Source organism: Blautia sp. 1033sp1_1033st1_G9_1033SCRN_220408 (assembly GCF_040929965.1).
GTDB classification, from domain to species: domain Bacteria; phylum Bacillota; class Clostridia; order Lachnospirales; family Lachnospiraceae; genus Blautia_A; species Blautia_A ammoniilytica.
This window is the reverse complement of record NZ_JBFKZO010000001.1, coordinates 239,087-259,388: the sequence shown is the minus strand read 5'-3', so window position 1 is coordinate 259,388 and position 20,302 is coordinate 239,087. Positions and strand designations below refer to the sequence as shown.

Annotated in this window: 21 protein-coding genes and 1 riboswitch; of the genes, 1 reads left to right on the top strand and 20 read right to left on the bottom strand. The window is 43.3% G+C overall.

Annotation, left to right across the window (positions count from 1 at the left end):
- Positions 1-44 precede the first annotated feature (44 nt).
- The 18 genes from AB5916_RS01205 to AB5916_RS01120 form a co-directional block, all read right to left on the bottom strand.
- Positions 45-392, bottom strand: a complete 348-nt coding sequence (locus AB5916_RS01205) for a PD-(D/E)XK nuclease domain-containing protein (RefSeq protein ID WP_368188935.1) — start codon at positions 390-392, stop codon at positions 45-47.
- Positions 367-1,191: an AAA family ATPase gene (locus AB5916_RS01200; RefSeq protein WP_368188934.1), complete on the bottom strand. Its 825-nt coding sequence runs from the start codon at positions 1,189-1,191 to the stop codon at positions 367-369. The genes AB5916_RS01205 and AB5916_RS01200 overlap by 26 nt, the downstream gene beginning before the upstream one ends.
- A gap of 5 nt (positions 1,192-1,196) precedes the next feature.
- On the bottom strand, positions 1,197-1,607 hold the full coding sequence (locus tag AB5916_RS01195; RefSeq protein WP_368188933.1) for a hypothetical protein: 411 nt from the start codon (positions 1,605-1,607) through the stop codon (positions 1,197-1,199).
- A gap of 471 nt (positions 1,608-2,078) precedes the next feature.
- On the bottom strand, positions 2,079-2,780 hold the full coding sequence (locus AB5916_RS01190; protein ID WP_368188932.1) for a hypothetical protein: 702 nt from the start codon (positions 2,778-2,780) through the stop codon (positions 2,079-2,081).
- Between the two features lie 118 nt (positions 2,781-2,898).
- Positions 2,899-4,230, bottom strand: a complete 1,332-nt coding sequence (gene rseP / locus AB5916_RS01185; RefSeq protein WP_368188931.1) for an RIP metalloprotease RseP — start codon at positions 4,228-4,230, stop codon at positions 2,899-2,901.
- Entirely contained in the window at positions 4,187-5,329 is a 1,143-nt protein-coding gene (dxr, locus tag AB5916_RS01180; RefSeq protein WP_368188930.1) for a 1-deoxy-D-xylulose-5-phosphate reductoisomerase, read from the bottom strand. Before dxr ends, rseP begins: the two co-directional genes overlap by 44 nt.
- Before the next feature lie 29 nt (positions 5,330-5,358).
- Complete coding sequence (locus tag AB5916_RS01175) at positions 5,359-6,150, bottom strand: phosphatidate cytidylyltransferase (RefSeq protein ID WP_368188929.1); 792 nt, start codon at positions 6,148-6,150, stop codon at positions 5,359-5,361.
- Entirely contained in the window at positions 6,143-6,859 is a 717-nt protein-coding gene (locus AB5916_RS01170; RefSeq protein WP_158420177.1) for an isoprenyl transferase, read from the bottom strand. Before AB5916_RS01170 ends, AB5916_RS01175 begins: the two co-directional genes overlap by 8 nt.
- Positions 6,860-6,944: 85 nt before the next feature.
- The gene (gene frr, locus AB5916_RS01165) at positions 6,945-7,496 is read right to left on the bottom strand and encodes a ribosome recycling factor (protein ID WP_158420175.1); all 552 of its coding nucleotides are present in this window, start codon (positions 7,494-7,496) and stop codon (positions 6,945-6,947) included.
- Positions 7,497-7,530: 34 nt separating this feature from the next.
- Positions 7,531-8,226 (bottom strand): UMP kinase, encoded by a 696-nt coding sequence (gene pyrH / locus AB5916_RS01160; RefSeq protein ID WP_158420227.1) that lies wholly within the window; start codon positions 8,224-8,226, stop codon positions 7,531-7,533.
- A 93-nt stretch (positions 8,227-8,319) separates the two neighbouring features.
- Complete coding sequence (locus AB5916_RS01155) at positions 8,320-9,282, bottom strand: hypothetical protein (RefSeq protein WP_368188928.1); 963 nt, start codon at positions 9,280-9,282, stop codon at positions 8,320-8,322.
- A 215-nt stretch (positions 9,283-9,497) separates the two neighbouring features.
- Complete coding sequence (locus AB5916_RS01150; RefSeq protein WP_158420172.1) at positions 9,498-10,019, bottom strand: acyl-CoA thioesterase; 522 nt, start codon at positions 10,017-10,019, stop codon at positions 9,498-9,500.
- 10 nt (positions 10,020-10,029) lie between these two features.
- Positions 10,030-10,500, bottom strand: coding sequence for an SsrA-binding protein SmpB (smpB, locus tag AB5916_RS01145; protein ID WP_158420171.1), 471 nt, complete (start codon positions 10,498-10,500; stop codon positions 10,030-10,032).
- A 24-nt stretch (positions 10,501-10,524) separates the two neighbouring features.
- Positions 10,525-12,789 (bottom strand): ribonuclease R, encoded by a 2,265-nt coding sequence (rnr, locus tag AB5916_RS01140; RefSeq protein ID WP_368188927.1) that lies wholly within the window; start codon positions 12,787-12,789, stop codon positions 10,525-10,527.
- A gap of 126 nt (positions 12,790-12,915) precedes the next feature.
- The gene (gene secG / locus AB5916_RS01135) at positions 12,916-13,152 is read right to left on the bottom strand and encodes a preprotein translocase subunit SecG (protein ID WP_158420169.1); all 237 of its coding nucleotides are present in this window, start codon (positions 13,150-13,152) and stop codon (positions 12,916-12,918) included.
- Between the two features lie 119 nt (positions 13,153-13,271).
- Positions 13,272-14,591 carry a phosphopyruvate hydratase gene (gene eno, locus AB5916_RS01130; protein WP_368188926.1) on the bottom strand — a complete coding sequence of 440 codons (1,320 nt, stop codon included), beginning with the start codon at positions 14,589-14,591 and terminating at the stop codon, positions 13,272-13,274.
- 97 nt (positions 14,592-14,688) lie between these two features.
- The gene (locus tag AB5916_RS01125) at positions 14,689-15,093 is read right to left on the bottom strand and encodes an amino acid-binding protein (RefSeq protein ID WP_158420167.1); all 405 of its coding nucleotides are present in this window, start codon (positions 15,091-15,093) and stop codon (positions 14,689-14,691) included.
- A gap of 22 nt (positions 15,094-15,115) precedes the next feature.
- Positions 15,116-16,186 carry a M24 family metallopeptidase gene (locus tag AB5916_RS01120; RefSeq protein ID WP_368188925.1) on the bottom strand — a complete coding sequence of 357 codons (1,071 nt, stop codon included), beginning with the start codon at positions 16,184-16,186 and terminating at the stop codon, positions 15,116-15,118.
- Positions 16,187-16,849: 663 nt separating this feature from the next.
- Here AB5916_RS01120 and AB5916_RS01115 point away from each other — a divergent pair.
- Positions 16,850-17,632 (top strand): polysaccharide deacetylase family protein, encoded by a 783-nt coding sequence (locus AB5916_RS01115; protein WP_368188923.1) that lies wholly within the window; start codon positions 16,850-16,852, stop codon positions 17,630-17,632.
- Here AB5916_RS01115 and AB5916_RS01110 read toward each other — a convergent pair whose 3' ends face one another.
- Together AB5916_RS01110 and AB5916_RS01105 are read right to left on the bottom strand one after the other, a co-directional pair.
- Positions 17,633-18,511 carry a DegV family protein gene (locus tag AB5916_RS01110; protein ID WP_368188922.1) on the bottom strand — a complete coding sequence of 293 codons (879 nt, stop codon included), beginning with the start codon at positions 18,509-18,511 and terminating at the stop codon, positions 17,633-17,635.
- A 212-nt stretch (positions 18,512-18,723) separates the two neighbouring features.
- Positions 18,724-20,133: a sodium:alanine symporter family protein gene (locus AB5916_RS01105; RefSeq protein WP_158420161.1), complete on the bottom strand. Its 1,410-nt coding sequence runs from the start codon at positions 20,131-20,133 to the stop codon at positions 18,724-18,726.
- Positions 20,134-20,240: riboswitch (glycine riboswitch) on the bottom strand.
- Between the last annotated feature and the right edge of the window lie 62 nt (positions 20,241-20,302).

Below are 20,302 nucleotides of genomic sequence, written 5' to 3'. Positions count from 1 at the left end.
CTCATTCGATCTATCATTTCAATTCTCATGTACTTCCCAACTTTTCATTTATGCATAGTCTCTATGACACATTCATGCTTCTTAGTCGTCTTATTATAATTAATACCAACCAGCAATAAATTCCCCTGATAGTCTTTTAATGCATTTCCGTATTGTTTTTCTTTAATCTGATCTAATGCACCAACTGCGTTTTTATCCCATTTCAATTCAATGACTATCGCCGGCTTATCCACATATCGTTTACGTGGAATCATACATACATCAGCAAACCCTTTACCTGTAGGCAATTCACGAACTATCGTATAACATTCCCTTGCAAAATAAAATGCAAGATTAATCGTACAGCTAAGTGAATTTTCGTCATTATTATTGTAGAATTGAAATTTCATCATGTGCTTTCTCAATTCCCGCTGCCACGGCATCTGCATCCCCTTCCCACAATGCTTCTAATAGTTTGCGAGATGATTCCACAGAATCAGCTACGCCATGCCAATTCATTGTACTAATTACGTTTACATACTCTTGAGCAACCTCTTTATTAGGGATACTGACCATTTCTTTTGTACCATCATAGTTCAGATATCCTAAATGGACAAGCAATGTCAATACATCATCCTTAGTAGCAAATGTAATCATATCATTACTGAACGTACCCACATTCACCTTTATTGATTCACCTGCAAGCATTCTGACAATTGCATTCTGTAACCCATCCATATCCATCTGAATATAAGTTTTTAACGCTTCATATGTTTCTGTCTGATTCCAGTAAGTACCAAATTTATGTCTTAACATTGCTTCAACAACAGATTTCGGGCTATACATAGAAAAATACTCATCACCCGACTGTCGATGCACTATAAATTTGTAACCATCATACCATGTTTTTACATCATCAAAACTCATTTCATATTTCTCACAAAGAACTGACACTTCCCTCTCAGTAAAGCCAAAATATTCTGCCAGATTGCCGGGATCTGTCATAGAATACTCCATAAACATATTCAAGGCAGAATGTGATCCATATTTTTTTACAGGAAGAATGCCAGTCATATAAGCCATAGCAATATAATCTTTATCCTTAAGCCATGCTCTCAGAAAATCCAGATATTTTTTCTGCGACGTCTGGTCCTGCTGATATTCCCTAAAGCATGGTCTATCAGCTTTATTATAGGATAGAGGTATCAACATTCTTCTTAAAGATTATATTCTTTATATAACTGCTCACGTCGCTTAGAATCTACTGATACAATTGGAATTTCTTCAGTTCTCTGATCTTGGATCAGTCTAGTAATCAAGCTTCCCAAGCGATTTTCTCCCTGAGCCTGACCAATCGCTTTTCCTTCTGCTTTAAGTCTTTCAGATTCCAGTTCCAGAACTTTTCCACCCATTATCTCACCTATTCCTTTCCGGACATCCTCTTCTTTTTGAAAAATATAATCCGCAATCTTTACAATCAGTTTCGTCAGATCTGTATATAGCTCCGATCTTCCTGTTTCTGTCAGTTCTTTTTCCAGACTTATCCGAATTTCCTCGTATTCATTTAAGAGTACCTGAAATAATTCTGGATTGTTATTAAAATCATGTCCTTTTTTCTCGTATCTCATAATATAAAACGGCAACAACATTAACAGATTTTTCTCAAAAATGCTGTCTTTTGTATAGTCAGCCATTTTTATAGTCGGTATGGAATACCTCGTTAATCAGCGGTACTGCCAGATATGGCATCTTCTCAATCATTGTACGGAACACATCATCAAAAATCGTATTATTCATATAACACTCCTTTTTGTACCTACATTATAACATTTTGACAAGTTTTATCAAATACTTAATCTCTTTAAAATTATGTATTTTTATCTTTGGAATTAGTGACAGATATTACCTGAAAAATCGCTTATTAGAAAATTTAGACTACTGCTTATATTTTATACTATACAGTATTCGCACTAATATGGAAAGTCCAATTTAGGCAGTTCTTTAATCTTCCCTATTCTTGTTATTCTCTATGGTATAAGCGTTTTTTCCATGAACTTTAATACATAACTCATCAAACTGAATGTTCCTGCAATACCGAATTAGTGAACATTCCGGTACCATTCCGTATATACACGGTTTAATGTAAATGACATGATAGCCAGCACATTTGCCCGGATGGTATCGTCCGGCCAGGTGGCATAGATTTCACTGCTTGCCACATTTTTTATATAGTCTCTGTATCGAACATAATAATTGGATGCTGATGGATCATTGGCTGGCCCGTCATGAACCACAACGTATTCCGGAATTACCACTTTGCTAAGAACGATCTCACCGGATTCCTCTATTGGCTTTACTTCTGCCTCTTCAATCTTAGGCGGATAATCCCCGAACAATGTATGAGGGGGTATCACAATCCTCTGATAAGAATCTGTTATATTCCGTGCTGCCAGAAGCACCGGCTGTTTTGCCAGTACTTTTGGCAACACTTCTGTTCCGGCCACCTCTTCCTTTTCATACCCTTCTGCTTCTACCTGTACAGTATACTCTGCATATGGCTGCTTTTCCTGATCAGCGCTCATACTGTATTCCAAAGGTGGAGACTTTAGTTCCAGTACCGGTGTCTGACCGGATTCATCTGTGCGTACCTCTTCAATAAAGCTGTCCGGGACACCTGTATAGGATATTCTGACTAACGCATTTTCTACCGGATGATTGTCTGTCCCTGATCTTATTGTTACCTGAAGCTTTCCCTTGTCTATATTTTCTTCCATGGCATGAATTTTTGAAACTGCCCCCATATAGTCCCTCAAAAAATGCTTTTCAGATTAGCATATGAACTAAAGCAGGATCTTGTTCCTGTTTTGGGGCAATAAAAAGAGGCCCGGATTTTCCAGACCTCAGATATAAAATATTACATTAAAAAATCTTCAGAAGATCATTATACATCACTACCACCATCAAAAGCATAAGGAGCATCAGCCCGGCAAAATGAACCATCCCTTCCACCTGGCGGTTCACCGGCTTTTTCCGCACTGCTTCAATCACCAGGAAGATAAGCCTTCCTCCATCCAGTGCAGGGATGGGGAGCAGGTTCATAACACCCAGGTTTGCAGAAAGAAAGATTGCCATATAGATCATGTTTACCCATACTGCAAGTGTTCCTTCTTTTTTGCTTTGTTCATAGGTGGTACCGATAGCATCCACCACACCTACCGGTCCGCTCAGATCCTTGATCCCCAGGTGTCCGGTGATCAGCTCTTTCAGGCTCATAATGGTAGAGCGGATCAGATATTTTACTTCATAGGCACTGTATTTCAATACAGCCATCCCTTTTGTCTTCTGATAGCCTGCATTATAGGAAAATCCAAGATCCGGGGTACGGTATTCCCTTGGCGTAATGGTGGCATCATATTCCAGTCCATTTCGCTCATAAGTGATCTGTACAGGCTCGTCGGAAAGCGGGTGCGCATCAATATATGCCTGATATTCATCCCCGTCTGCCACTTTAACCCCGTTAATGGATGTGATCACATCCCCTGCCTGAAGACCAGCTTCCTCCAAAGGCATTCCCTGGATCAAGGATTCCACCTCCATAGAGGAAGCATCGCTTCTGTTAAAGCCAAGCAGATACCTGACAGATACATCCGGCTTAAAGGCCAGATCGATCTCCTGACCGTCACGATCTACCGTCATGTGTACGGTCTTGTCTTCCTGTGCAGGATTAAAATACGTATACAGATACAGATCCCTGGATAGATCAATGGTATATCCTTCATATTCCGTGATCACATCTCCTGTCTGAAGACCTGCCTTTTCTGCTGAAGATTCAGTCTTTACATCCAGTACCTCTGCAGGGTCATATCCTGCCAGAGAAACCATGATCACCGAAAATACAAATGCCAAAATAAAATTGAAAACAGGACCTGCTGCCACCACTGCGATCCGTCCCCAGACAGATGCAGCATTGAAAGTGCCAGGCCGGTCATCCTCCATATCCTCCCCCAGCATGGCACAGGATCCGCCAAGAGGAAGCAGCTTCAGAGAATACCTGGTACCTCCCTTTACCGTACTTACAAGCCTTGGCCCCATTCCCAAGGAAAACTCTGTAACTACGATCCCATTTTTCTTTGCCAGCAGAAAATGTCCCAACTCATGAAACAATACAATTGCACTGAAAATAATGATTGCCAGAATGATCTTCAATCTACCACCTGCTTTCAATCCACTGATAGGTTTCTTTTTCCACATCCAGGATCTGATCCAGATCCGGATGCCGGATCACTTTATGTCTTCCCATAGACTGCCCGATAATCTGATAAATATCCAGAAAACGGATCTTTTCCTGAAGAAATAGCTTCACTGCCAGCTCATTGGCTGCATTAAAGACAGTAGGCATGCTGCCTCCAGCCTGCGCTGCCTGGATTGCCATAGGAAGCCCCAGGAACGTATCCATATCCGGTTCTTCAAAGGTGATCTGCCTGAGTTTATGGAAGTCAAGGCGTTCCCCATCCAGATAACGTCTCTCAGGATAATACAGGGCATACTGGATGGGCAGGCGCATATCCGGTGTCCCAAGCTGTGCCATCACTGCCCCATCTTTAAATTCAACCATGGAATGGATAATACTTTGAGGCTGTACCACTACCTGAATATGATCAAGATCCATATCAAACAGCCATCTTGCTTCCATTACCTCAAGTCCTTTATTCACCAGGGTTGCTGAATCTACTGTGATCTTCTGTCCCATAACCCAGTTAGGGTGTTTTAATGTATCTGCCACAGTCACCTGCTGCAGATCTTCCCGTTTTCTTCCTCTGAAAGGTCCGCCGGAGGCTGTGATCAGAAGCTTATGGATCTCTTTTTTGTTTTCTCCATGAATAGCCTGAAAAATGGCACTGTGCTCACTGTCTACCGGCAGGATCTGTACTCCCTTTTCCTTTGCAAGGGGCATGATCAGATGCCCGGCTGTTACCAGGGTCTCTTTATTGGCAAGTGCAATGTCTTTTCCTGCACAGATGGCTTCCATAGTAGGACGGATCCCGATCATCCCTACCACAGCCGTCACAAGTATATCTGTCTCATCCATCCTTGCCAGCTGAAGCAGACCGTCCATACCCGAAACCACTTCTACAGGCAGATCTGCGATCCGTATCTGCAGGTCTTTTGCAGCCTGTTCATCCCATACAGCTACCAGCCTTGGATGGAACTCCCGTACCTGTTCTTCCAGCTTAAGGATATTTCTCCCTGCGCTGATACCAAGAACCTGTATATCTTTATTGCCCCGGACTACATCCAATGTCTGGGTGCCTATAGATCCGGTAGAACCTAAAATTGCTATTTTTTTCATAAAAAGTGCATCCTCTCTTCCTATATAGATCAGCCCAGGATCAGGGTTGCCAGATAATAGATTACCGGTGCAGTAATGATCACACTGTCAAAACGGTCAAGGATTCCTCCATGTCCCGGGATCAGTTTGCCGTAATCCTTGATTCCCTGATTTCTCTTGATGGCAGAAGCAGCCAGATCGCCTACCATGGAGATCAGCGCTCCAACTGCGCAGATCAAGGCATACTCTGCCACTTTACCACCAGTGGCTGCTGCATATAATGCACCCAGAAGTGCGGCTCCTGCCACACCTCCTACAGCTCCTTCCACCGATTTCTTAGGGCTTAGTACAGGGGCCATCTTGTGCTTACCGATGAGCATACCTGTACAGTAAGCGCAGGTGTCGCATCCCCAGGAGCATAAGAAGATCAGCCACACAATATACTTGCCATCTGCAAGATTACGGGTAAGGTAAATAAAAGAAAGCATAACCGCAACATAGACGATTCCGAAAAAGGCTTCCATTACTTCTCCTGCATGAAATCTTGGATATGTAAATACATATACAAAAAGCAGAAGGATCAATGCCAGGATCAAGCCCATCATGCCATATTTCTCATAGTCTGCTGCCATGGCAATGTAATATACCACAGCCCCCACATAGCCTGTGATCTCCAAAAGAGTAAACTTCTCTTTATGAACCTGCATGGCCTTATATAATTCCTGCATACCGATCAGGGAAATCCCGAGAAGGGTAAAAAACAGTATGTAACTGCCGCTCATGATCGTAAGAAGTGCCACTGCTACCAGCAGGATCCCGCTTATAAGTCGTGTTTTAAACATGCTGTTCCTCCTTTACCCCACCGTATCTTCTGTCTCTTTGATTATATTTCTCAATGGCTCTGATTAATTCTTGTTTATCAAAATCCGGCCATGGAACTTCTGTAAAATAAAACTCTGTATATGCCAGCTGCCATAAGAGAAAATTGGACAGGCGCAGTTCTCCACTTGTGCGGATCAGAAGGTCCGGATCTGGTACTCCGGCAGTATCCAGATATCCCTCTATGGTTTCCTCTGTAATCTGTGCCGGAATCAGCTTCCCTTCTGCAGCATCCTGTGCCATCCTTCGCATACCTCTGGTAATCTCATCCCTGCTGCCATAATTCAGTGCGATCTGGAAATACAGTTCGTCATAATCCTTAGATACTTCTTCCAGGTAGTGGATCCTCTCCCGGATCACTTCATCAAATACAGAGGTATCTCCTATGATCTTCACCCGCATTTTATTTCTTTCTGCAATTTTCACACACTTTTTCAGATAGCTTCTAAAAAGCTTCATCAGCGCTTCCACCTCATCCCTGGAACGCTTCCAGTTCTCTGTGGAAAACGCATATACTGTCAGATATTTGATTCCTAAGTCTTTTACATCATCACAAATGGTTTCCAGGTTGGCACAGCCTTTTACATGCCCGTAAGTTCTTGGCATGCCCTTTGCTTTCGCCCATCTGCCATTCCCATCCAGAATGATTGCAACATGATTGGGTACTTTCATATTCTCTCCTTCTTTTAAGACTGCACAAAAGGACTGCCGCAAACAGACAATGCCTTATTTGCAGCAGTCCTCCCATATATAGCGCTTATACTGTCATAATTTCTTTGGATTTCTTATCAACTGCAGCATCTACATCCTTGATATACTTATCTGTCAGTTTCTGGACTTTCTCTTCAAGTTCCTTTACTTCATCTTCAGAAACATCTTCTTTTTTCAGTTTCTTGAAAGCATCATTGGCATCCCTGCGGATATTGCGGACAGCAACCTTCGCTGCTTCCCCTTTCTTCTTAACATCCTTGACAAGCTCTTTACGACGGTCCTCTGTAAGTTCCGGGAAAAGAAGACGAATCACCTTGCCGTCATTACTTGGATTCAGGCCCAGGTCAGAACACAGAATAGCTTTCTCGATCTTCTTGATCAGACTGTTCTCCCATGGCTGGATCTGGATCAAACGTGCTTCAGGAACGGTAATATTGGCTACCTGCTGAAGGGGGGTAGGTGTTCCATAGTAATCTACTGTCAGTTTATCAAGGATATGCGGATTAGCGCGTCCTGCACGGATCGTTGTAAGCTCTGTCTCAAAACCACTCAGGGTCTTTTTCATTTTGTCCTCATATTTCTGAATTCTCTCATCCATTGTTCAATCTCCCTCTCCTGTTATTATCTATTTTCTACACGGTTACTTTTGTACCGGAGAATTTACCATGAACAGTATTTACAATACTGTTCTCTTCCTCAAGGCCAAATACCAGCATAGGCATCTTCTGCTCCAGACACATAATAGATGCAGTAAGATCCATAGCTGCCAGTTTCTTATCAACCACTTCCTGTATGGAAATCTCATCATACTTCACTGCATCCGGATTTACCTTGGGATCACTGTCATAAATACCATCCACTGCTTTTGCAAGAAGGATAGCATCTGCGCTGATCTCCACTGCACGAAGCACAGTCGCTGTATCTGTAGAAAAATAAGGATGACCTGTACCACCGGCAAAAAATACTACCTTGCCCTGTGCAAAGCTCTCCTCTACGCTGTCCTTGGAATACAGTCTGGTAAATGCACCACAGGTAAATGGCGTATAAATCTCTGTAGAAAGGCCTACATATCTGCAGATATCGGATACATAAATGCAGTTCATGATAGTAGCGAGCATACCAATCTGGTCTGCCTTGCTGCGCTCCATGGCACCGCTGGTACGTCCGCGCCAGAAATTGCCGCCTCCGATCACGATCCCTACCTGAAGACCTTCAGATACGATCTGATGGATCTGCTTCGCAACTCCGATCACTGTAGCCTCATCAAAGCCTGTCTTCTTAGGGCCTGCCAGTGCCTCACCACTTAATTTTAATAGTACTCTTTTCATTTCCATTGTAAAATCCTGCCTTTGCTTCGATTATTCTCTGGTTAATGCTCACTCTGCTCATCGTAACCTGCTCCTGCCAACCGGCAGTACTTATTACCATACACCTGCAACAATCTCGTTCCCGCTCTCGTCCACAGTAGTAGAAACTGTAAAAGATGGATAATAATGGTAGCCTGTCTCTCCAGTCTCCGGTTCATTCTGATAGTCACTGCCCTGGGGCTCCCCACATGCTGCGATCAGACTGTCCAGGGACTGCCCGATATACTGCTCTGCCACGCTGGCACTATTGTCTGTAGGATCTGTATTATTAGGATCCGGGGTAGGGGTAGGAGCAGTAGTAGCAGCCGGTGTAGAGGTCACTCCCGGAGTGGGTGTGGCATCTGTATCATTACCACTGCCATCTGTACTCTGTCCATCATCATCGATCAGCCCCAGACGCTTCTTAACCTCTGTGAGCGTGGATGTCTCCTTCTTGCTGCTGCCTGTTAAATAAGTAGCATAGGGAATAGAAGAATCTCCTGAGCCATCCATCTTCAAAGTGATCTGGCTGATATTCTGAAGAGGGATCTTTCTGAAGAAGCACTCGCTCTTATTCTCATCTGTGTAAGAAATACGGATGTCATAGCTGGAAACTGTATTACCAGATGCATCCTTGGCATTCTTCTCAAAGTAGTACAGAGCCTTATCCCCGTCCTTCAAAGTAAACATACCGTTCACAAGATCATCACCCCAGTCATCATCGTCATCGGAATTAGGACGGATATAAATCCTGGCAACTTCAGAACCTGTCTTATTGATCACAACCACCTTGGAAGATGTGCTTGTCTTCTCTCCCATAATATTGGTAATATCTTCATCTGTGCTCTTCTCCATATCCACCAGTTCTGTGTCACTGCCGGAAGAGCCGTCTTTCTTCTGGTCATCTGATGCAGGTGCTACTGTTACCTGCGTCTCAGACTGTTTTCCATCGTCTTTGCTCTTTTTTCCACATCCACATCCTGCTACAGCTGCCACACAGACAAGCAGCCCTGCCAGGATTAGATAACGTTTTTTCATAATATATATTCCTCCCGAAAATTGGATCATAAACAATAAAGATCTGGACATAAATCGTAACTATTCTGTACCCTCACAGTTACAAATCCAGTAAAAATACTATTTTATTATTACAGAGTATCCCCATCTTGTCAACCAACCCCGGCAGGATTTCATACAATTTTTAGACTTTTTGTTTCTATAATGGGATAAGTGCTTTTCACTGAATACCCCTGTTAAAACCCTGTCTTCATACGGTTCTTCCGCATGTTTTTCCTAAGGAGCCCTGCCTCATGTCTGCCCTTTTCTGCCTCAGTACAAATCTTAAGCCCCGGTACCTGCATAGGATGCTCGTTTTCGTCCATTGCCACCATGACAAAAAATGCACGGTTCACAGAATAGCGCATGCCATCTGACCTTTCCACATACGTATCAATTTCCACTTCCATAGAGGTATTACCTACACAGGTAACATATCCGATCAGTACCAAAAGCTCTCCTTCATAGGTTGCTTCTTTAAACTGAAGATTATCAATGGCAGCTGTGGTCACACGGTTGGTGCCTGCATGACGCATGGCTACCACACTGGCCACCTCATCTGCCCACTGCATCAGCATTCCCCCAAACAGACGGCCGCCTGCATTTAAGTGCTGATGCATGATCAAATGTACCTGTTCTGTCCTTGAATCTGCCACAGTACGAATCCGTCGCTCTTTATCCTGAATTTGATTTTTCTCCATGAATCCTGCTTTCTTCATGCTGCCTCCATCAGTACAGATTCTTTACCTTAAAGTCTCGTTCAGCCTCTCGTCTCTGGTCTTTCTTTGCAATATCCTGACGTTTGTCATACAATTTCTTTCCTCTTGCCATTCCGATCTCCACTTTCACCAGGCTGTTCTTAAAATACACCTTTAATGGTACAAGTGTCAGGCCTTTCTCCTTCAGCTTTCCTTCGATCTTGTTGATCTCGTATCTGTGCAGAAGAAGCTTCCTTACACGAAGAGGATCTTTATTGAAAATATTCCCCTTTTCATAAGGACTGATATTCATACCATATATGAACATCTCCCCTCTCTCTGACCGAACATAGGATTCTTTGATACTGCATTTCCCCATTCGGAGAGATTTTACCTCTGTGCCAGCTAGTGCGATCCCGGCTTCATAGGTATCTTCTATAAAATAATCATGAAAGGCTTTTTTATTATTTGCGATCAGTTTGATCCCAGGTTTCTTCGCCATTGGCTCTCTCCCTTTCTTATTTTTTTACGGATGGACTACTGTAAAATCCACAGTCTTCAAAAATGTATCTGCATCTGCTACCCGGACCTTTACCTTCTGGCCCAGCCTGTATACCTTCCGGGTCATGTCTCCCCGTAGTTCATAAGTTTCTTTGTCAAAGGTGTAATAATCATCCCGCAATGTATTTACATGTACAAGTCCTTCTACTGTATTGGGAAGCTCCACATAAAAGCCCCAGCCAGTAACACCGGAAATGATCCCTTCATATTCTTCACCCAGATGATAGGACATGTATTCTGCCTTTTTCAGCTTATCAGACTCCCTTTCTGCCTCATCAGCCCTGCGTTCACAGGCACTGGACTGCTGTGCCACATCCTCCAGAATCTCCTGATAATGTTCCGTCCTTCCTTCCCGGATCAGGCGTCCCCTTAAATTATCTTTAATGATCCTGTGGATCTGAAGATCCGGATATCTGCGGATAGGAGAAGTGAAATGGCAATAATACTTTGCAGCCAATCCGAAATGACCGCTGCATTGGGTAGTATACCTGGCCTGCTTCATGGTGCGAAGAGTAAGACGACTAATCTGCGGTTCATTCTCCAGCCCCTGGATCTGCTCCAGGATCTGCTGTATCTCCTTGGGAGTGATCTCCTGGCCCATCTTCTGTACAGCCACTCCCTGATTACGCAATAGGGTCAGCAGACTTTCCACCTTTTCAGGATCCGGATTATCGTGGATCCTGTAAACAAATGGTTTTCCTTCTTTACAGTATTCTTCTGCCACAGTCTCATTTGCCATCAGCATAAAGTCTTCAATGATCCTGGTAGCTACATTAGCTTCATAAGGCTTTACATCGATAGCCCTTCCTGCTGCATTCAGGATGATCTTGCTTTCCGGAAAATCAAAATCAATGGAACCTCTGTGATGTCTGCTTTCACGGATGATCCCTGAAAGTTCTTTCATAAGGAAAAACATGGGAATCAACGATGCATATCTTTCTTTTGCCTGTGGGTCCGTATCCTCCAGAATATTCTTAACATCTGTGTAACTCATCCGCTCATCCACACGGATCACAGTCTCTACGATCTGGTAGGAAATCCGCTTTCCTGATGAATCAATATCCATCAGACAGGAAAGCGTAAGGCGGTCCTGTCCCTGATTCAGGGAGCAGATCCCATTGGAAAGCCGCACCGGAAGCATAGGCACCACACGGTCTGCAAGGTAAACGCTGGTGCCCCTTTTCAAGGCTTCACGGTCCAATGCACTGCCGCCCTGCACATAATTGCTAACATCTGCAATATGTACTCCCAGGTGATAGATATCTCCCTCTTTTGTCAGGGAAATCGCATCATCCAGATCCTTTGCATCCTCACCGTCAATGGTAACCGTCTGAAGATGGGTCAGATCCAGCCTGCCCTCCCTGTCTGCATCCAGCACATGATCCGGTACACGTTCTGCCTGACGCAGCACCTTATCCGGAAATTCACTTGGAATTCCAAAGCTTTTCACAATAGCCAGGATGTCTGTCCCTGGCGCTTTCATACTCCCCAGATCCTCGATCACCTTACCTTCCGGGCTTTTGTTCTTAGTGCCGTAATCGGTGATCTGAACAACCACCTTATCTCCATCCCGGACTCCCTTGGAATCCTTCTTGGGAATAAAGATATCTTTGGAAAATCTGGGATTATCACTGAGAACAAAGCCATAATCCCGGTTATTCTGATACGTACCTACAATCTGGGTGGTACCACGCTCCAGGATCTTCACAACAGCGCCTTCCCTGCGTTTTCCATCCTCCGGCTCCCTGGTCACAACTACCACTACCCGGTCCTGGTGCATAGCTGTTCCTGTATTTTCCTCCGGAATATATATATCCTCTTCCAGTTCTTCGGTTTCTACAAAGCCAAAGCCTTTATTGTGCCCGATAAATGTCCCTTCATACCTGGGCATATCCGCAAGATCTTCCTGGAAATGATTTTCTGTCAGTCTTTTTTTAACCCGGTTTTTTTCTTTTCCGCTGTTCCATTCTTTTGCAGCTTTTGAATCTTTTTCCCTGATCTTGTTTTTTTTCTTTTTACCGGATACTTTGGAATACCTGCCTTTTTTGTCCTGCTGTGCCTTGCCCTCCTGCTCCAGTTCATCCAGCACCTGCCACAATTCTCTTTTTTCTTCCTTTGACAGGCCAAGCAAAGAGGCCATTTCCCTCAGCCGCATAGGCTTGTAGACAGGATCTCCCATTAATTCCAGTATGAATTTTTTCCTTTTGTCTGTATTATTTCTTCCGCTCAAAATATCTCCTTTGATAAAAAAAAGGCTGTTGTAATATGCAACAGCCTTTCCCATTTACTAACTTATACACAATGTCCACAGCATAAAGCTGTAAAACCTGCGGCTTGTCCTGTCACTGGAATATGCTTAGAAATTCAGGTTCAGAACTACAGCAAGCACAAAGAACAGAACTCCCATCACAGAAGTAGCTTTAACAAGGCCGCCTTCCATGGTACGTCCCTTATTCTTTCCCCAGTAGGTATCTGCTGCTCCTGCAATTGCGCCCAGTCCCTGAGACTTTCCTTCCTGCATCAGGACTACTACGGTAAGGGCAATACAATCTATAGCAAAAATAACTGTCAATATCGTTCTTAAAATCTCCACTCTGTTACACCTCCTAATCAACTGTTTTTCATTGTATCATAGGTAAAGTGGGATTTCAACTGTTTTTCCAAAATGTTTTTATAATGTTTTGTTAAAATTACTGAAAACATACAAACAGATCAAGAAAATGGATTCTGATAGATTGCCAGTCCACCCAGATGCTCATGAATCCGAAGAAGCTGATTGTATTTGACATTCCGCTCAGATCTGCATGGTGCTCCTGTTTTGATCTGCCCTGCTCCTGTTGCCACTGCCAGATCGGCAATAAAAGGGTCCTCAGTTTCCCCGGAACGGTGGGATATGACAGAACGATATCCTGCACGATGAGCCATTTCCACAGCATCCAGGGCTTCTGTTACCGTTCCGATCTGATTCACTTTGATCAGAATCGCATTGGCAGCATCCAGACGGATCCCACAGCCAAGTCTTTTAATATTGGTAACAAAAAGATCATCTCCTACCAGCTGAAGATGGCTTCCCAGAGCCTTTGTCAAATTCTTCCAGCCTTCCCAGTCATCCTCATGAAGTCCATCCTCCAGAGACACAACAGGGAAATCCTGAGCCAGCGTCTGATAATAATGGATCATCTCTCCACTGTCCCGTAATACTTCTTCCCCTGTCATCTGACTTTCGCCAGGGAAAACATAAACTCCTCTTTCTTCATCATACAATTCACTGGCAGCCGCATCAATTGCGATTCCAATCTCTTTGCCCGGCTGATAACCACTTTTTTCAATGGCCTCCATGATCAGCTCCAGAACCTGCCTGGAGTCCTTCACATCCGGTGCAAAACCGCCTTCGTCGCCCACTCCGGTATTCATATTTCTCTGCCTGAGGATACATTTCAGATGCTGATATATTTCTGCACTCATCCGCAATGCTTCCGGAAAGCAGTCCGTCCCAAGGGGCATGATCATAAATTCCTGCAGATCCACCGTATTGTCTGCGTGACAGCCCCCATTCAGGATATTCATCATAGGCACAGGCAGCCGGCTGGCATGACAGCCTCCCAGATATTGATAAAGGGGAATCCTCATGGCCATGGCACTTGCCCTTGCTACTGCCATGGATACTCCAAGTGTAGCATTTGCCCCCAGATTCCCCTTGTTGTCTGTCCCGTCTGTGTACTGCAAGATCTGGTCAATGTACATCTGATTTAAGGCATTCTCTCCCAGAACTGCTTCAGCAATCTTCGTATTCACATTTTGGACTGCTTTCTCCACACCCAGCCCCAGATATTTGTCTTTTTCCTGATCCCTTAGCTCTACAGCTTCAAATTTCCCTGTAGATGCTCCTGAAGGTACCATTGCTCTTGCTGTATATCCATTGATCCCGATCACACCTTCTCCTACTGTAACTTCTACTTCTACCGTAGGATTGCCTCTGGAATCCAGTACTTGTCTTGCGTGAATCTTTCTGATAGGAAGATACCGTAACATGTTTTTACCTCCTGATATTTATGAAGGTAGTTTTTCCTGTAACAGCATTTTCTATTCAAAACAGATCCTTTTATCACATTTTCATTTTGACTGCAGCTTAAAGGGAAATAAATCCTTTGCTTTTCAGGCAGGCTTCTACCTCCAGAATATCCTCTACATGAAGGATCATAATGGGGCGTCCTGTATCCCTGTTAAAGGACAGGTACAGATAATCAATATTTACATTGCTGTCAAGAAAACTCTGAAGAAGATTGTTAAGATTTCCCACTTCATCCTTAACCTCGATCCCCAGGACATCGGTAAGCTTACACAGAAATCCTGCTTCTGTCAATGCCTTGCCAGCCTTGTCCGGATCCGATACCACCATACGTACAATACCATACTCAGCACTGTCATTGGTAACAGATCCAAGAATATTGATATCATTCTCCTGAAGGATCTGTGTCATTTTGTGCATGGCACCTTTTACGTTTTCTGCGAAAATAGACAACTGTTTTAACATAATAATCTCCTCGGTATATGTTCTATTCTACTGGTAACTCGATCAGTTCCTTTGGTGAGTGGGCCAGATTTATATGACCTTCTTTTGTAACAACCACCATATCTTCGATCCTTACGCCTCCCAAACCAGGTACATAGATCCCTGGCTCTACAGTTTCGATCATATTCTCCTTAAGAATAGTGTCATCAGACGGAGAAAGCCTTGGATTCTCATGGATGAAAAGTCCTACGCTGTGTCCCAGTCCATGTCCAAAATACTCTCCGTAACCTGCATCTGCAATAATATCCCTGGCAACTTTGTCTACACTTGCTCCGGATTTGCCGGCCTTTAATGCATCCAGTCCGGCCAGCTGCGCTTTCAGAACAACATTATAGATCTCTTTCTGTTTGTCACTTGCTTTTCCAAGGACTACTGTACGGGTCATATCTGAACAATATCCCTTATATTTGCATCCGAAATCAAAGGTGATAAAATCGCCTTTTTCAAATTTCTTTGTACCTGGAATAGCGTGAGGCATAGAGCTGTTCAGTCCTGAAGCCACGATGGTATTAAAGCTGAGATCCTCTGCCCCTTCCTGTTTCATAAAGTATTCCAACTCAGCAGCTGCCTCCAGCTCTGTCATTCCTGGCTTCAAAAGAGGCAGGAGCCTTGCAAATGCTCTGTCGCCAATCTCCTCAGCCATTTTCAGGTATTGGATCTCTTCCTGGGTCTTCACCTGTCTCAGGTCATTGATGCTGCTTTCAAGAGGTACCCAGCACTGAACCGGCAATGCTTTTGTTAATTTTGCAAAATCACAGCAAAGCATTGACTGGTCTTCATAGCCCAAAGCAAAATCTCCCTGTACCTGCTCTTTTTCTATACACTCTTTCAGGATTTCTTCTCTTTTATGCTGATTAGACTCCTGGAGCACGGTAAAACTGCTTTCCTTTGCTGCTGCTTCAGTATATCTGGAATCTGTGATCAGAACGGTCTGGGTGCCTGAAATATAAAGGGCACCTTCTCCTCCTCTGAATCCGCTTACATGGCGCATATTATATGGGTCTGTGATCAGAATTGCCTGAACCTGTCTGTCTTTCAGAATTTGATCTAACATAATCTGTTCCTCCCTTATCTCTGTCAAATACGCTTGCTATTATACCCTTATTCTTCCCAAATCGCAACATCCTGTTCGTACACTTCTTACAATCTTCACCTGGCTCTCCCATTTCTGCCTGATCTTTTGATTTTCATTTCAATATTTTCCAAATATCCTCTGGTTAATTGTATAGATTTTCAGTTTTTTTAAATATTATCTCTTTATAGTCTTTTATTTGTTGTATTTTTTATTTATTTTTCTATTTTTCTATTGACATATGCAAAATATTCTGTTATAGTAAACGCATAAAACAAAAGGGAAACATAATAAATAGAAAAGGAGTGATTCCCCCAGAAACGTAGAAATGTTATTCAAATAAACTCCAGGAAAGTGAGGTACAGACCACCGAAATAAGAATTGATTTTCCTATATTCTAAGAAAGGAAGGTACGGTCCACCAAGAACTTAAGCGAAATACCTGAATTGTTTTATTAAATTTTGAAAGTGAGGTACATTCCATTGGACAGTGAACACTCCTAAGAGTCATCGGTTATTAAGACGGATGGCTCTTATTTTTTCACATATTTTTTACTATTTCTCATAAACTGATACAAATCTTTTCTTCTGAGGTTCTATGAAAAATTTCCGTTTAAAATTTTTTCCCATCTCAAAAGTCCATCTTATGATCCTGATTCTTTTTGCAGCAGCTTTCTGTACCGGCTCTCTGCTAGGCAAAACCACTGGACAATTACTGCCTGACTTCGGCAGCGTCAGTGCATCCTCCGAAAACACCAGCTGGGGTTTAAGCTTTCAGGAAAAGGGGAAACGTCCTATTGGGAATGCTTCCATAGAAGAATTGAAAAAATATAATGCTTACTATGCTGCAGACACAGAAGAAAAAATCATATATCTTACTTTTGACTGCGGTTATGAAAATGGTAATATGCCAAAAATTCTGGAAGCCCTGAAAAAACACCAGGTATCAGCAGCTTTTTTTGTGGTGGGAAACTTTATTTCAGATCATCCGGATCTGTTAAGAAAAATGATCCAGGCAGGCCACACCATTGGAAATCATACCATGACCCACCCGGATATGTCTTCCATTTCATCCATGCAAGGATTCCAAAAAGAACTTCAGGATGTAGAAAAACTTTACCAATCAGCCACCGGATCCTCTATGCCAAAATATTACCGGCCTCCAAGAGGAATCTACAGTCCTGTCAATCTTTCCATGGCAAAAGAACTGGGGTATAAAACCTTTTTCTGGAGTCTTGCCTATGTAGACTGGTATCAGGACAAACAGCCAACAAAAGAAGAGGCCTTTGAAAAGCTGCTTGGACGCATCCATCCTGGTGCCATCGTGCTGCTTCACAGTACCTCTTCTACAAATGCTGATATTCTCGATGAACTTCTTACCCGATGGGAAACCATGGGTTACTCCTTTGGCAATCTTCAGGATCTTTGATCAGGCCCGGTTTTTCCCATAATAGATCACAGCCTGAACGCCCGGTCCTGTATGTACGCCAATAATAGGACTCATTGGCATGATCACAACCTGTGCCTGGGGCATTGCTGCAAGAATGTCTGCCTTTAACTTTTCTGCCTGCTCCTGTGCATCCCCATGGCAGAGGAATACATATGGATACTCAGGATCATAGTTTTCTGGAATAGATGTATATTTACCGGAAATATAATTCAGGGCTGCTTTTGACCCTCTTACCTTTTCCATAATAGCAAGAGTCCCGTCCTCAGCGATCCGAAGAACAGGTTTGATCTTTAATTTGCCGCCGATCCAGGCAATTGCCGGTGAGATCCTGCCACCTCGCTTCAGAAAATCCAGATCATCTACAGTAAACCAGTGGCAGATATTATTTCTGTTTTCTTCCAGCCAGGCGGTATTTTCCTCCAGGCTCATGCCCTTTTCCTGATTTTTCCTTGCGATCAGGGTAAGGATCCCCTGCCCTCCTGTAGCCGCATGGGAATCCACACAGGAAATCTTCCTGTCCGGATACTCTTCCATCAGGTCAGTGGCAGCAAGCTTTGAGCTTTGCCATGTAGATGTAAGTCCGCCTGAAAGGGAAATATACAGGATATCTTTTCCTTCTTTCAAGATCTTTTCAAAATATTCTGTATAGACCATAGGAGGAATCTGTGAGGTCTTGCCCTGTCCGCCGTCACGTAGTTTCCCATAGAATTCCTTGCTGTCCCAATTTCCCGGATCAGAATGTACCCGCTCTTCTCCATTCAGTTCAAATGCCATGGGAATAAGCTGAATGTGACCTTTTACAAGTATTTCTTCTGGAATGTCTGCGGAAGTATCTGTCATAATTATATATTCGCTCATGATTTTCTCCTTCACGTTTTTCTTTTCAATATAATTTAGAATCAGAATTATTCTACCATAGATCATTTATTTTGTAAAAGACAATATTACGATTACAGTGTTGGAAAAGCAGATCTTACGATTACAGTATTGGAATGCAAAACAGAAAAGGAGAACGCCATATGCACAAAACAGAGGGCTGCAGCAGCCCCCTGTTTTATATATTTTGATATTTATTCGTAATTTTTGTGACGTTTAAAGAAATCCTTGGTTTCCCTTACTACCACACCGCTTAATGCAAGCAAAGCGATCAGATTGGGGAAGGCCATCAGTGCATTGAAAATATCCGCAATATTCCATACTGCCGCAACTGTCATATATGGTCCGATAAATACACAGATGATGTAAAGTAAACGATAAGTCTTTACTGCTCCCTGATTCCTGTTAAATAAATATTCCAGACACCGCTCTCCATAGTAATCCCAACCCAGGATCGTGGTAAACGCAAAGAATACCAGACAAATCATCAATGCAAAGGATGCCACCTGTGGAGGGAATGGCAAACCCTTTTGGAAAGCTGCAGTGGTGATCTCTACGCCTTCCAGTCCTGTATTCCAGGTTCCTGTCATAACAATGGCAAGTCCTGTCATGGTACAGATCACAATCGTATCAATAAATGTACCTGTCATAGATACCAGACCCTGACGTACAGGCTCCTTTGTCTGTGCCGCAGCTGCTGCGATCGGTGCACTTCCAAGACCGGATTCATTTGAAAAGATTCCTCTGGCAATACCCTTCTGCATAGCTACAACCATAGTTCCCATCGCTCCGCCTGCCAGGGCACTTCCTGAAAAGGCTGTTTTTACGATCTGGGCAATGGCTGCAGGTACAGCCGTAATATTTGTAATAACAATGATCAATGCAAGTGCCACATATAAAACTGCCATAAAAGGCACAATGACCTGTGATACATTTGCAATACGTTTGATCCCGCCAAGTACAACCAGTCCTACACATACCGTAAGGATCAGACATGCGATCACTGTTGCCCAGGAATAATCTCTTCCCAGGATCGAAACAGTATGTACTGTATCCGGGTCAAAGAAATTCTTAACTGCAGACGCAATACCATTTACCTGGGTAAAAGTACCAATGCCAAACAGTCCAACTCCAGCCCCGAAAAATGCAAAAATCTTGGCAAGCCATCTCCACTGTTTGCCCATACCATTTTCGATATAATAAAATGGGCCTCCAAGTACATGGCCATCTTTATCGATGGTTCGATATTTGATTGCCAGCAAGCCTTCCGCATACTTTGTTGCCATTCCGAAGAATGCTGCTACGATCATCCAGAACAAAGCTCCCGGTCCTCCTGCTGCAATTGCAGTGGCAACACCTACAATATTCCCTGTACCGATGGTTGCAGACAATGCTGTGCAAAGGGCTCCAAAGCTGGTAACTTCACCTTCGCCGCCTTCTTCATTTTTTACCATGAATTTCAGGGCTTTTCCCAAATGCCTTACCTGTAAAACACCTAACCGAACGGTTAAAAGAAATCCTGTGATCAGGATCAGAATGATCAGCGGAAGTCCCCATACGACTCCGTCAAACCATGTGATAAAGTTGTTGATTTGTGTAAACATAATTTTTCCTCCATCCTTTTGCCTGAGAGAATGACAGCTTTACTGCTGCGTACACCTTCGGCGCTCTTCCTCGGATTTTTTTGAAGAGACTCTCCTGAGTTTACGAATCCGCCTTATTTCTGTGCGGCTGTGGCGGTCATTCGTATTTAGAATAAACACACAGGAATAC